This is a genomic window from Pseudomonas sp. Sample_23, from assembly GCF_004307595.1.
Taxonomy (GTDB): Bacteria; Pseudomonadota; Gammaproteobacteria; order Pseudomonadales; family Pseudomonadaceae; genus Aquipseudomonas; species Aquipseudomonas atacamensis.
The window spans coordinates 1-12,008 of record NZ_RCNX01000025.1 but is presented as its reverse complement, the minus strand read 5'-3'; the positions used below and the strand labels follow the sequence as shown (position 1 = coordinate 12,008).

The 12,008-nt window shown below is 59.7% G+C and carries 14 protein-coding genes; 9 read left to right on the top strand and 5 right to left on the bottom strand.

The annotated features are described in order from the left end of the window. Window positions 1-202: 202 nt before the first annotated feature. Together D8U82_RS05410 and D8U82_RS05405 are read right to left on the bottom strand one after the other, a co-directional pair. Window positions 203-556: a BON domain-containing protein gene (locus tag D8U82_RS05410; protein WP_016773155.1), complete on the bottom strand. Its 354-nt coding sequence runs from the start codon at window positions 554-556 to the stop codon at window positions 203-205. Between the two features lie 297 nt (window positions 557-853). Further along, entirely contained in the window at window positions 854-1,291 is a 438-nt protein-coding gene (locus tag D8U82_RS05405) for a pilin (protein ID WP_073475464.1), read from the bottom strand. A gap of 226 nt (window positions 1,292-1,517) precedes the next feature. On the opposite strand from D8U82_RS05405, the gene pilB reads away from it, so the two are divergent. From pilB to yacG, 5 genes are read left to right on the top strand one after another with little or no spacing between them, the layout of a single operon-like run. Continuing rightward, window positions 1,518-3,218 carry a type IV-A pilus assembly ATPase PilB gene (gene pilB, locus D8U82_RS05400; RefSeq protein ID WP_130901798.1) on the top strand — a complete coding sequence of 567 codons (1,701 nt, stop codon included), beginning with the start codon at window positions 1,518-1,520 and terminating at the stop codon, window positions 3,216-3,218. A gap of 2 nt (window positions 3,219-3,220) precedes the next feature. After that, window positions 3,221-4,438 carry a type II secretion system F family protein gene (locus tag D8U82_RS05395; RefSeq protein WP_130900967.1) on the top strand — a complete coding sequence of 406 codons (1,218 nt, stop codon included), beginning with the start codon at window positions 3,221-3,223 and terminating at the stop codon, window positions 4,436-4,438. 1 nt (window position 4,439) lies between these two features. Then, complete coding sequence (locus tag D8U82_RS05390; RefSeq protein WP_130901797.1) at window positions 4,440-5,312, top strand: A24 family peptidase; 873 nt, start codon at window positions 4,440-4,442, stop codon at window positions 5,310-5,312. Continuing rightward, the gene (gene coaE, locus D8U82_RS05385) at window positions 5,309-5,932 is read left to right on the top strand and encodes a dephospho-CoA kinase (RefSeq protein ID WP_130887103.1); all 624 of its coding nucleotides are present in this window, start codon (window positions 5,309-5,311) and stop codon (window positions 5,930-5,932) included. The genes D8U82_RS05390 and coaE overlap by 4 nt, the downstream gene beginning before the upstream one ends. Then, complete coding sequence (gene yacG, locus D8U82_RS05380; RefSeq protein ID WP_016773149.1) at window positions 5,929-6,129, top strand: DNA gyrase inhibitor YacG; 201 nt, start codon at window positions 5,929-5,931, stop codon at window positions 6,127-6,129. Before coaE ends, yacG begins: the two co-directional genes overlap by 4 nt. Window positions 6,130-6,136: 7 nt before the next feature. On the opposite strand, the gene D8U82_RS05375 is transcribed toward yacG, so the two are convergent. Together D8U82_RS05375 and D8U82_RS05370 are read right to left on the bottom strand one after the other, a co-directional pair. Then, window positions 6,137-6,352, bottom strand: coding sequence for a hypothetical protein (locus D8U82_RS05375; RefSeq protein WP_016773148.1), 216 nt, complete (start codon window positions 6,350-6,352; stop codon window positions 6,137-6,139). A 65-nt stretch (window positions 6,353-6,417) separates the two neighbouring features. Beyond that, window positions 6,418-7,107: an energy-coupling factor ABC transporter permease gene (locus D8U82_RS05370; RefSeq protein WP_016773147.1), complete on the bottom strand. Its 690-nt coding sequence runs from the start codon at window positions 7,105-7,107 to the stop codon at window positions 6,418-6,420. Window positions 7,108-7,224: 117 nt separating this feature from the next. Here D8U82_RS05370 and D8U82_RS05365 point away from each other — a divergent pair, with 117 nt between their 5' ends. From D8U82_RS05365 to D8U82_RS05350, 4 genes are all read left to right on the top strand, one after another. Continuing rightward, window positions 7,225-7,851 carry a DUF1780 domain-containing protein gene (locus tag D8U82_RS05365; RefSeq protein WP_007909887.1) on the top strand — a complete coding sequence of 209 codons (627 nt, stop codon included), beginning with the start codon at window positions 7,225-7,227 and terminating at the stop codon, window positions 7,849-7,851. Then, window positions 7,848-8,375 (top strand): MOSC domain-containing protein, encoded by a 528-nt coding sequence (locus tag D8U82_RS05360; RefSeq protein ID WP_125925984.1) that lies wholly within the window; start codon window positions 7,848-7,850, stop codon window positions 8,373-8,375. The genes D8U82_RS05365 and D8U82_RS05360 overlap by 4 nt, the downstream gene beginning before the upstream one ends. A gap of 51 nt (window positions 8,376-8,426) precedes the next feature. After that, window positions 8,427-8,600, top strand: coding sequence for a DUF3094 family protein (locus D8U82_RS05355; protein WP_130901796.1), 174 nt, complete (start codon window positions 8,427-8,429; stop codon window positions 8,598-8,600). A 63-nt stretch (window positions 8,601-8,663) separates the two neighbouring features. Beyond that, entirely contained in the window at window positions 8,664-9,962 is a 1,299-nt protein-coding gene (locus D8U82_RS05350; protein ID WP_016773144.1) for an NAD(P)/FAD-dependent oxidoreductase, read from the top strand. Window positions 9,963-10,170: 208 nt separating this feature from the next. On the opposite strand, the gene D8U82_RS05345 is transcribed toward D8U82_RS05350, so the two are convergent. Next, a complete protein-coding gene (locus tag D8U82_RS05345; protein ID WP_130901795.1) occupies window positions 10,171-11,796 on the bottom strand; it encodes a methyl-accepting chemotaxis protein in 1,626 nt (541 codons plus the stop codon). Window positions 11,797-12,008 lie beyond the last annotated feature (212 nt).

The window sequence follows — 12,008 nt, the reverse complement described above, 5'->3', positions numbered from 1 at the left end:
TGACGGAGCGTTAGTCGAGATACAAGGAGCTGCCGAAGGCTGCGATCTTTTGATTCTCCAAATAGAACAGGCCCCGACACAAGTGCCGGGGCCTGTAATGGTCACATCCGTGTGACCGTTCGCATGAACTCTAAAGTTGCGGCAGACGTATTGCTCGGCCCGTCTGTCGCGTCTTCTCCCGGTTCAGGCGAGAAGTCTTGCCTTACTCGGCTTTCAGGCCGTCAGCGGAGACCGCTTTAACGCCTTTGATTTTCTTGGCAATGCCAACGGCGACTTCTTTCTGCGACTCGGTTACCGCAGTGGTCGACGACAGGGAAACTACACCCTTGTTGGTTTCGACTTTGATGTCGGTGCCTGGAATGCCTTTTTCGGTAACCAGGTCAGCTTTGACCTTGGTGGTGATCCAGGTGTCGCTGGTATCTTGTTTCATTTCGGTAACTTCACCGGCAGCCAGAACCATTGGCGCTTGGGTAGCCTGAGCGGACTGGGCGAAAGCGCCACCAGCCATGGTCAGGGTCAGAGCGGTAGCAGCGGCAGTGATAGCGAACTTCTTCATACGAGTAACTCCTGTTTTTACTGGAAGTCTGCTGTAACGCTTGTCAGCAGGGTTACCGGAAATATTGCGAACGCTGTGCCAACTTTTTCAGCCGTATAAAACTGTTTAAAAACAATGAGTTATAAAAAACGCTGATTTTCATTTTCATGCAAAATGCATGACTCACTTCAATTTCGCATGCAAGTTGCGGTTTTTCGGAAAGTTCATAAGCTGCTGAAATTATTGGAGCTTTTTTTAAGTGATCGCAGATACAAAAATACCCCGCAATGCGGGGCATCCTGATTATCACCTTTGTGATTACGTACCGCTGGCCGTGCAACCGCGCGGAGAATAATCAGAGTTGACCGTCGTCGCACACGTCCAAACACCGGAGGTATTCCCCGTCGCCGCCCCGGAACGAGAAAGCGTAATGGTTTTACCTAACACCGGACCTGGTGCATTGAGCAGGGTACAGGTAAGCGTGCCTTCGCCAGTCGCGGCTGTGCCTGTAACTGCCAAAGTACAGTTGGAAGTAGTAGTCGCACCATTGGCAACGTTGGCCAGAGTTGGAGCTGTGCCTTGATTGATCGTGTCCTCGAACGGCACTTTCAATGCACTAATCTCCGCCAACCCCGCCGTCACCTTCGACCGCGCCTGATACTTCGAATACTGAGGCAGGGCGATAGTCGCCAGAATGCCGATGATCGCCACGACGATCAGCAGCTCGATCAATGTGAAACCTTGTTGTTTTTTCATAGACACGCTCCATGCATGAGTCGAAATCTCATGATCTGAACAAGGCTCAGCACAGCCCATGCCAACGCCTTTCAGGCCCGGCCTGCTGGACGTGCGCAATCCCCTGCGCCGTTTCCTACAACCGGCAACCGCACTATCTGACACTTTTTGTCACCTGCACCGGCCGTGTTTGGCGCTGTCACTTGACTAGGCTATAAGTCATGAACGGCAAGTGTGCGGAATCCCCATGAATGACATCGCTCTGAGCGGTCTGGCCAAGCAATTGGTCCAGGCCGAACTGCTCACGGAAACAAGCGCCCGGCAATCCTGGGCGCAGGCCCAGCGCAATCGCGTGTCGCTGGTCAATTACCTGGTACACAACAAACTGGTCAACAGCCGGCAGATCGCCGAGATCGCCTCGGAACATTTCGGCATGGCCCTGCTCGATCTCAGCTGCCTCGACAAGGAGACTCAGCCCAGGGGCCTGGTCAGTGAAAAACTGGTTCGTCAGCACTGCGCCCTGCCCTTGTGGCGGCGCGGCAACAAATTGTTCGTGGGCCTTTCCGACCCGAGCAATCAGCAGGCGATCAGCGACATCCAGTTCAGCACCGGCCTGAGTACCGAAGCGATTCTGGTCGAGGACGACAAGCTCAGCGACGCCATCGACAAGTTCTTCGACAGCCACGCCTCGGGCCTGGAGGAAATGGCCGATGTCGATCTCGACGGCCTCGACGTCGAGTCCATTGATGACAACAAACAGGACGTGATCGGCGGCCTCGATGCCGACGACGCCCCGGTCGTGCGCTTCGTGCACAAGATGCTGCTCGATGCGATCAAGAGTGGCTCTTCCGACCTGCATTTCGAGCCGTACGAAAAAAACTACCGGGTGCGCATGCGCACCGACGGCATGCTGCGCGAGGTGGCCAAGCCGCCGATCCAGTTGGCCGGGCGTATTGCCGCACGTTTGAAGGTCATGGCCAGTCTGGATATTTCCGAACGACGCAAACCCCAGGACGGGCGGATCAAGATGCGCCTGTCGAAAAGCAAATCCATCGATTTTCGCGTCAACACCTTGCCGACCCTGTGGGGCGAAAAAGTGGTAATCCGGATTCTCGACCCGTCCAGTGCACAAATGGGCATCGATGCGCTGGGCTACGAGGCCGAGCAAAAGGCTTTGTACCTGGCCGCACTGAAACAGCCGCAAGGGATGATTCTGGTCACCGGCCCCACCGGCTCCGGTAAAACCGTGTCGCTGTACACCGGGCTGAACATCCTCAACACCGTCGACATCAATATTTCCACCGCCGAAGACCCGGTGGAAATCAACATGGAAGGCATCAACCAGGTCAACGTCAATCCCCGCCAAGGGCTGGACTTCGCCCAGGCGCTGCGCTCATTTCTGCGTCAGGACCCGGACGTGATCATGGTCGGCGAGATCCGCGATCTGGAAACCGCCGAGATCGCAATCAAGGCTGCGCAGACCGGCCACCTGGTGCTGTCGACCCTGCACACCAACAGCGCAGCGGAAACCCTCACGCGCCTGCACAACATGGGCATTCCCGGTTTCAACATCGCCACCTCGGTCAGCCTGATCATCGCCCAGCGTCTGGCGCGCAAATTGTGCGCGCACTGCAAGCGACCGCTGGATATCCCGCACGAAACCTTGCTCAAGGAAGGCTTCCCCGAGGAACGCATCGGCCATTTCACGATCTACGAGCCGGTCGGTTGCGATCACTGCAACGGCGGTTACAAAGGACGCGTGGGGATTTATGAAGTGGTAAAGAACACACCGGACCTGCAACGGTTGATCATGGCCGAAGGCAATTCGCTGGAAATCGACATCCAGATGCGCCGCGACGGTTTCGCCGATCTGCGCACCTCCGGGCTGCACAAGGCCATGCAAGGCATCACCAGCCTTGAGGAAATCAACCGGGTCACCAAGGATTGAACATGGCGGTCAAGGCAGCGAAAGTCAGCGTTTACGCCTGGGAAGGCACCGACCGCAAAGGCAGTAAAGTCAGCGGCGAGTTGAGCGGGCAGAACCCCGCACTGATCAAGGCGCAGCTGCGCAAACAAGGGATCAACCCGGGCAAGGTGCGCAAGAAATCCGCGTCCCTGCTGAGCTGGGGCAAACGCATCAAACCGCAGGACATCGCCCTGTTCACCCGGCAGATGGCAACGATGATGAAGGCCGGTGTACCGCTGTTGCAGTCCTTCGACATCATCGGCGAGGGCTTCGAAAACCCGGCCATGCGCAAGCTGGTCGACGAGGTCAAACAGGAGGTCGCCGCCGGTAACAGCTTCGCCACGGCCCTGCGCAAGAAGCCGCAATACTTCGACGAGTTGTACTGCAACCTGGTCGACGCCGGCGAACAGTCCGGTGCCCTCGACACTTTGCTCGAACGGGTCGCGACCTATAAGGAAAAAAGCGAAGCGCTCAAGGCCAAGATCAAGAAGGCCATGACCTACCCCACCGCCGTGGTGCTGGTGGCGGCGGTGGTGACCGGCATTCTGCTGGTCAAGGTGGTGCCGCAGTTCCAGTCGGTGTTTTCCGGGTTCGGCGCAGAACTGCCGGGCTTCACCCTGATGATCATCAGCCTGTCGGAATTCATGCAGCAGTGGTGGTGGGCGATTCTTTTTGCGCTGGTGGCAGCGTTTTTCGGCACTCGCCACGCGTTGAAGACTTCGCAGGCCCTGCGCGACCGGCGCGATGCCTGGCTGCTGAAGCTGCCACTGGTGGGCACCTTGATGTACAAGTCCGCCGTTGCACGCTTTGCCCGCACCCTGTCGACCACTTTCGCCGCCGGCGTGCCGTTGGTGGAGGCGCTGGATTCGGTGGCGGGCGCCACCGGCAACGTGGTGTTCAAGCGCGCGGTGCTGCGCGTGCGGCAGGACGTCTCGACTGGCATGCAGCTGAATTTTTCGATGCGCAGCACCGGTGTGTTTCCCAATATGGCGGTGCAGATGACCGCCATCGGCGAGGAATCGGGCGCACTGGATGACATGCTCGACAAGGTCGCCGGTTTTTATGAAGCGGAAGTCGATAACATGGTCGACAACCTCACCAGCCTGATGGAGCCGTTCATCATGGTGGTGCTGGGGGTCATCGTCGGTGGACTGGTGGTGGCCATGTACCTGCCGATCTTCCAACTCGGCTCAGCGATCTGACATGCCTATCGATGAACTGTTTGCCGTGTATCCGCTGGCCTTTGTGGTCAGCGCGCTGCTGCTCGGGCTGGTGGTCGGCAGCTTCCTCAATGTTGTGGTCTGGCGCCTGCCGAAGATGCTTGAGCGTGACTGGCGCCAGCAAGCCCATGATGTGCTCGGCCTGCCCAGCGAAACGCCCGTGCCGACCTACAACCTGATGCTGCCGCACTCCGCGTGCCCGCATTGCGGACATCGAATCCGCCCGTGGGAAAACATTCCGCTGCTCAGTTATCTGTGCCTGCGCGGGCGCTGCTCGGCTTGTTCGGCGCCGATCAGTAAACGTTACCCGCTGACCGAACTGGCCTGCGGCCTGCTGTCGGCATTCATTGCCTGGCATCTGGGCTTCGGCTGGCCGGCGGGCTTGCTGATCTTGCTGACGTGGGGCTTGCTGGCGATGAGTCTGATCGACTGCGAACATCAGCTGCTGCCCGATGTGCTGGTGCTGCCGCTGCTGTGGCTGGGGCTGATCGTCAACAGCTTCGGCGTGTTCGTGGCGTTGCCCGATGCGTTGTGGGGCGCGGTCGCGGGTTATCTGGCGCTGTGGTCGGTGTTCTGGCTGTTCAAACTGCTCACCGGCAAGGACGGCATCGGTCATGGTGATTTCAAGCTGCTGGCCTTGCTTGGCGCTTGGGGTGGCTGGCAGATTCTGCCGCTGACGATTCTGTTGTCATCCTTGGTGGGGGCGATTTTGGGCGTCGTCATGCTGCGCCTGCGCGCCCAGGCAACCTCGACGCCGATCCCCTTCGGACCCTTTCTGGCAATTGCCGGCTGGATTGCCTTGCTCTGGGGTGGTCAAATAACCGACTTCTATTGGCAGTCTGTCGGTTTGAAATGAATACCCCTGTGGAAAAACCCTGGATCCTCGGCCTGACCGGCGGCATCGGCAGCGGCAAAAGTGCGGCGGCGCAGCACTTCATCGACCTCGGCGTGCACGTGGTGGACGCTGATCATGCGGCGCGCTGGGTAGTCGAGCCGGGGCGTCCGGCGCTGGCGAAAATCGCCGAGCATTTCGGTTCCGGCGTGTTGCAGGCCGATGGCACGCTGGACCGCGCCGCCCTGCGCAAACTGATTTTTGAAGACCCTGAACAGCGGCGTTGGCTAGAGGCGCTGTTGCATCCGTTGATCGGCGAAGAAATCGCTCATCACCTGGCGCAGGCAAAATCGCCTTACGCGATTCTGGTTTCACCGTTGCTGATCGAATCCGGGCAATACGCGATGACCCAGCGCATTCTGGTCATCGATGCGCCGCAACAACTGCAGATCGAACGCACCTTGCAGCGTGACCAGACCAGCGAACAACAAGTGCAGGCGATCCTCAAGGCGCAATCGAGCCGTGAAGACCGCGTGAGCCGTGCCGACGATGTGATCGTCAACGACCGCGACCTCGCCTGGCTGCACAGCGAGGTCGAGCGTCTGCATCACTTTTATCTGACTTTATCCGGAGGCCAAGCATGAGCCAGATTCCAACCGTTGAATGCCCAACCTGCGGCGCCCCCGTCGAATTCACCCCGGCGAACAAATTCCGTCCGTTCTGCTCCGATCGCTGCAAACTGATCGACCTCGGCGCCTGGGCCTCGGAAGAGCACAAGATTCCGGTCGCCCCGGATGCCGAAGACGAGCTGTTTTCCGGCGATTTCGATCCGCGTCACTGATCGCTGATCAGGGCCGCATAAAGCCGTAGTCCTGACTGTCGTCGAGGTTCTCCGCGAGAAAGCGCAACTCGTCGGCCAGGTCTTCGGCATTGCGCACGGCCTTGCTCTGCTGCACCACGGCGCTGAGCAGGGCGCGCAAACTCAGGCCCGGGTCAAAGCCCACCTCCTGCGCCAGCTCCAGACTCTGCCGGGTTTCCTGCCGCGCCCATTCGTAAACGCCCATGCCACTGCTCCTGAAGGAATTTGCGCGAGCATGAAATCTCTGCGGCATGGCCGGTTTGATGTGGATCAAGACTTCGGATCGTCGTCCTTCCACGGCGCTGAAAGGTAACGGGTGCGGTTGAAGGTCTCCAGCCATTCCGGGCAGAACACCACCAACGCACTGACAACCATGCCGTTGATAAAGGCCTCGGGAAACAGCAGCAACCACAGGTAGCCGACGAAATCTTCCAGCCATTCCGGCATGGCGAAGAGGCCGTCGTACCACAGCAACGTCAGGCTCAGAATCAGGCACAACAGGCCTGACAACGCAGCGGCGAAGAAACCGGAACAGAAGATGTAAACGAATGGATTGCGTGGCTGCGCACGCTCGACCAGAATCGCCACGCACTCGGTGATCAGCACTGGCAGCAGAATCAGCAACGCGCCATTGACGCCCACCGCCGCCAGGTCCTGACGCCCCAGCAGCACCAGCCCCATCTGCGCAACCAGCCCGCCGACGATCGCCAGCGGCCAATCAAGCAGCAGCGTCACTGCCGTCATGCCGATGAAGTGATAAGACACGCCGGTGTCGAAATCCCTGCGCACCAGCCACAGCAGAAATAGCGCGAACACCGTGCCGAACAGCAAGTGCTGCCGGCGACTGTCGCTGAACAGCTCGACCCATGGTGCACGCATGATCGCCCAGAGCAGCACCGGCAGATAAATCAGCCAGCCGAGCGTCAGGCTTGCCGAGGACAGCAGTTCGGCACCGATCATGATTCCCTCACCCTCTCCATGGACTTACCGCTTTGTCGCAGTCTACACCGCTGATGTATGTGCACCAGCCGATGCAAAGCTATCTGCTTGTCGCATTTGGACGCTAAGCTTGGGCTTATGGATGATTCAGATTATTTACGCCTGCTGACCATCGCGGCCGAGCAGGCCAATGCGTTCCTGTCCAATGCCCGCAAATGGGAGCGTGAGCGTTGGGTCTGCCAGCGCCTGCTGCAAGGTCTGAACATCCCCTACCGCGCCGATGAGTTCGCCCCGGCCGGTGAGCCGCCGGACGTGTTGTTCCGCGATGCCAATTTCGAAGTTTTTTTCGTCCTTGATGAAGGCCGCCGTCTCAATGACGAGTGGCGCGACGAATTGCAGCGTCGGCGCAGCGCGTTTTCCCTGAGCCAACTGGTGCGCCGCGAAGCCAAACCCAAGCGCATCCCGGCCAATGAATTTCTCCTGCGTCTGGCGCCAACCCTGCGCAAGAAGGCGCACAACTACAAGGAACGCGGCATGGATCTGGGTGAGCTGGACATCATCGCCTTCGCCAGCCTCAAACGCGAAGTGCTGGATCTCAACAGCCACTTCCCGCCACCGACCGAATACCTGCGTCAGGGCTGGCGCTCGCTGTCGCTGGTCGGCCCGACATTCGCAAGGGTGCTGTTTGCTCATCCCGACGCGCCGGACTTTCTGCGCAGCAACCTCGGCCGCAGCATTGTGTTCGACGTGGGCATCAGCCTGTGACGCCGCTGCAGCAGTTGATCGCCGAGGTTCCGCAAACCGGTCGTGTGCGCTGGATCGGCGTGCGTCCAGAATCCCGCGGGCCGATGCTTGAGCTCGACGCGGTCGAGGCGCGGCTGGAAGCCGGGCTCACCGGCGATCACGCCCGCCCGGGCATTCGCAATGCGCGACAGGTGACGCTGATCCAGTGGGAGCACCTGGCGGTGATCAACGCATTGATGGGCCGTCCCGCTGACCAGCCAATCCGGCCTGAAGATCTGCGGCGCAATCTCGTTATAAGCGGAATCAATTTGTTTAGCCTGAAGGGGCGGCGCTTTCGCATCGGGCAAGCGATACTCGAAACCACTGGCTGGTGTCAGCCCTGCGCACGCTTGCAGAACAACCTCGGCCCGGGCACTTTTCAAGCCGTGCGCGGGCATGGCGGGATCACCGCCCGGGTGTTACAAAGCGGCATCATTCGCCTCGACGATAGCGTGTGCGTCGAACCGGTTCCGGACAGTGGCTACGCTGCGTTCAATCCGGGCTGAAAACCGCTGTAGCCTGTGCTCATTCAGTAACGTCTACCTGACGAGGCAAATATGACCAGCCGCCTGAACCCCGAAGACCAAAAGCATGTCGAAGAGTACCTGCAACTGTCCCAACACCGTGTCGAGCGCCGGCCTTTCCGGCTGTGGATGCTCCTGGTGCTGGTGCTGGCAGTGACCATTGGTCTGGGCCTGTTGAGCCGATTTATCAGTTACCTGACGTTATGAGCTGCCTTGCGCTCCCTCGGGTAACCGCACCGATTTCCTTTAAAAACCTTGCGAGTTATCCCTATGTCCCATCGTATTGTCATTGTCGGCGGCGGCGCCGGCGGTCTGGAGTTGGCTACCCGCCTGGGTAAGACTCTGGGCAAGCGCGGCACGGCCAGCGTGATGCTGGTCGACGCGAACCTGACCCACATCTGGAAGCCGCTGCTGCACGAAGTGGCCGCCGGTTCCCTGAACTCCTCTGAAGACGAACTCAACTATGTCGCCCAGGCGAAATGGAACCACTTCGAGTTCCAGCTCGGGCGCATGAGCGGGCTCGATCGCGCGCAGAAAAAAATCCAGTTGGCCGCGACCTATGACGAAAACGGCGTCGAGCTGGTGCCGGCGCGTGAAGTGGCTTATGACTCGCTGGTGATCAGCGTGGGCAGCACCACCAACGATTTCGGCACCCAGGGCGCGGCGCAGCATTGCCTGTTCCTCGATACACGCAAACAGGCCGAGCGCTTCCATCAGCAATTGCTCAATCATTATCTGCGCGCCCACGCCGGGCAGACCGACGTGGTCGAGCAGATCAGCGTGGCCATCGTCGGCGCTGGCGCCACTGGCGTCGAACTGGCGGCAGAGCTGCACAACGCCGCCCATGAATTGGCCGCTTATGGTCTGGACCGGATCAAACCGGAAAACATGCACATCACGCTGATCGAAGCCGGCCCACGGGTGCTGCCTGCCCTGCCGGAGCGCATCAGCGGGCCGGTGCACAAAACCCTGGAGAAGCTAGGGGTCAATGTGATGACCAACGCAGCAGTCAGCGAAGTGACTGCCGACAGCCTGATCACCGCCGATGGCAACGAGATCAAGGCCAGCCTGAAAGTCTGGGCTGCCGGCATTCGCGCACCGGGTTTCCTCAAGGACATCGACGGTCTGGAAACCAACCGCATCAATCAGCTGCAAGTGCTGCCGACTCTGCAAACCACGCGCGACGAAAACATCTTTGCCTTCGGTGACTGCGCGGCCTGTCCGCAACCGGGCACTGATCGCAACGTGCCGCCACGGGCACAAGCGGCGCATCAACAAGCCTCGTTGCTGGCCAAGTCGCTGAAACTGCGCATCGAAGGCAAGACCCTGCCGGAGTACAAATACACCGACTACGGCTCGCTGATCTCGCTGTCGCGTTTTTCTGCTGTGGGTAACTTGATGGGTAACCTGACCGGCAGCGTCATGCTCGAAGGCTGGCTGGCGCGGATGTTCTATGTGTCGCTGTACCGTATGCACCAGATGGCACTGTACGGGCCGTTCCGCACGGCGATGCTGATGCTGGGGAGCAAGATTGGTCGTGGCACCGAACCGCGTCTGAAGCTGCACTAAGGCCAACATCTGTGGGAGCTGGCTTGCCAGCGATGGCGCCGGGTCAGTTGATATTTCTGTTGCCTGACCCACCGCTATCGCGGGCAAGCCCGGCTCCCACAGATTTTCGTGCTGCTCGAAGATCCGGCGCATTCGCGAGCAGCCTCGCTCCCACCTTTGATCTTTATTCCAAGCCCCGCATCGCGCGGGGCTTTTTATTGGCTGTCGATCACAGCTGGAAGCGCCGCACCATGCCCTGCAGCGCATTGGCCAGTTGCGACAGTTCGTGGCTCGATGCGCTGGTCTGATCAGCCCCCGCAGCCGAACGCACCGACAGGTCGCGAATATTCACCAGATTGCGATCCACTTCCCGCGCCACTTGCGCCTGCTCCTCGGCGGCGCTGGCGATCACCAGGTTGCGCTCGTGAATCTCGTGCACCGACGCCGTGATCGTCACCAGCGCCTCACCTGCCCGCTCGGCCAGAACCAAGGTGCTCGCCGCACGGGAAGCGCTGGCCTGCATTGACTCCAGCGCCAGGCTCGAGCCGCTGCGCATGCCTTGCACCATCTGCTCGATTTCCTGCGTCGATTGCTGCGTGCGATAAGCCAGTGCGCGCACTTCGTCGGCCACCACCGCAAAACCTCGACCGCTTTCACCGGCGCGTGCGGCCTCGATGGCAGCGTTGAGCGCCAGCAGATTGGTCTGCTCAGCGATGGCGCGAATCACGTCCAGAACCTTACCGATGTCTTGCGATTGATTGGCCAGCGACTGCACCAGTTCGCCGGTGTTCTGTACATCACTGACCAGGGCGTTGATCGCACTGGCGGTTTCGCTGACGCGCTCCTGGCCCAATTGCGCTGATTGACTGGACTGGCGCGTGGCATCGGACGTCGACACCGCGTTGCGCGCGACCTCCTCCACCGCAGCGGTCATCTCGTTGACCGCAGTGGCAGCTTGTTCGATTTCGTTGTTCTGCTCTTGCAGGCCCTGGGTGCTGTCGATGGTAACGGCGCTCAGTTCATCCGCGGCGGTGGCCAGTTGCGTAGCTGAGCCGCTGATACCTTGCAGGGTCTCGCGCAGGTTCTGTTGCATCGTCGCCAAGGCCTTGAGCAAACGGCTGACTTCGTCATTGCCATGGGTTTCGATCGGTCGGGTTAGATCGCCCTTGGCGACACTTTCAGCGGCATCCACGGCGCTGCTCAGCGGGCGCACGATACTGCGCGTGAGCAACATCGCCAGCGCCACCGTGGCCAGCGCTGCCAAGGCAATGAAAAGAGTAACGATGGTGCGCGAGGTTTCATAATGCGCGGCGGACTTCTCGCTTTCGGCAGCGACCTGGCGGGCGAACAGATCGGCGAGATCGTTGAGTTGCTTGCCGGAGCCGTCGACCACGGTCTTCATGTCAACCAGGAGCAATTTGGTCAGCTCGTCACGCTTGCCTTGCTCGGCAAGGGTGAACGACTGGGCAATGCCAGTGCGATAGGCGGCGAAGGTTTTCTTGAACTGGTCATACAGCTGCTGGCCTTCGGCAGTGTCGACCAGTTTGTCGTAGGCGGCGATCTTCTCGCTCAGTTCCTTGTCGCGGGTGTCCATCTGGCCGCGATAGGTGGCGATATTGGCCGAATCCTGATCGAGCGCCATGCGCAGAGAGATGGTGCGGATGCGCAGCATCAGTTCGCGGATCTCGTCGCCGCCACGGATGCTCGGCAACCAACGGTTCTCCACCGCCACCTCACTGTCGCGGATGCTCGACATCTGCCCCAGCGCAAACACGCCGAGCAAGGCCACCAACACCGCGATCAGGGCAAATCCCAAGGCAGCCCGGGGAGCAATATTCAACTGACGAAGCAACATGACGAACGCCCTTATTCTTGTAATGGCCAGATCAAGGGGCGAAGCGTTGGCAGTCCCCTCGTGTTAGCGGGCTATCGGCAGGTTGTATGACGACTTGAAGGGATTCAGCTTTCGGCAGGCAAAAAAAATCCCCGTATCTTTCGATACGAGGATTTTCAATATGGTCGGGGTAAGGGGATTCGAACTCCTGACATCCTGCTCCCAAAGCAGGC

Excerpts from the sequence above, each read along its gene's own strand:
- D8U82_RS05345 (WP_130901795.1), bottom strand. The coding sequence starts at position 11,796 with ATGTTGCTTCGTCAGTTGAATATTGCTCCCCGGGCTGCCTTGGGATTT.
- yacG (WP_016773149.1), top strand. The coding sequence starts at position 5,929 with ATGAGCCAGATTCCAACCGTTGAATGCCCAACCTGCGGCGCCCCCGTC.
- D8U82_RS05410 (WP_016773155.1), bottom strand. The coding sequence starts at position 556 with ATGAAGAAGTTCGCTATCACTGCCGCTGCTACCGCTCTGACCCTGACC.
- D8U82_RS05355 (WP_130901796.1), top strand. The coding sequence starts at position 8,427 with ATGACCAGCCGCCTGAACCCCGAAGACCAAAAGCATGTCGAAGAGTAC.
- D8U82_RS05350 (WP_016773144.1), top strand. The coding sequence starts at position 8,664 with ATGTCCCATCGTATTGTCATTGTCGGCGGCGGCGCCGGCGGTCTGGAG.
- coaE (WP_130887103.1), top strand. The coding sequence starts at position 5,309 with ATGAATACCCCTGTGGAAAAACCCTGGATCCTCGGCCTGACCGGCGGC.
- D8U82_RS05395 (WP_130900967.1), top strand. The coding sequence starts at position 3,221 with ATGGCGGTCAAGGCAGCGAAAGTCAGCGTTTACGCCTGGGAAGGCACC.
- D8U82_RS05370 (WP_016773147.1), bottom strand. The coding sequence starts at position 7,107 with ATGATCGGTGCCGAACTGCTGTCCTCGGCAAGCCTGACGCTCGGCTGG.
- D8U82_RS05365 (WP_007909887.1), top strand. The coding sequence starts at position 7,225 with ATGGATGATTCAGATTATTTACGCCTGCTGACCATCGCGGCCGAGCAG.
- pilB (WP_130901798.1), top strand. The coding sequence starts at position 1,518 with ATGAATGACATCGCTCTGAGCGGTCTGGCCAAGCAATTGGTCCAGGCC.
- D8U82_RS05405 (WP_073475464.1), bottom strand. The coding sequence starts at position 1,291 with ATGAAAAAACAACAAGGTTTCACATTGATCGAGCTGCTGATCGTCGTG.
- D8U82_RS05375 (WP_016773148.1), bottom strand. The coding sequence starts at position 6,352 with ATGGGCGTTTACGAATGGGCGCGGCAGGAAACCCGGCAGAGTCTGGAG.
- D8U82_RS05390 (WP_130901797.1), top strand. The coding sequence starts at position 4,440 with ATGCCTATCGATGAACTGTTTGCCGTGTATCCGCTGGCCTTTGTGGTC.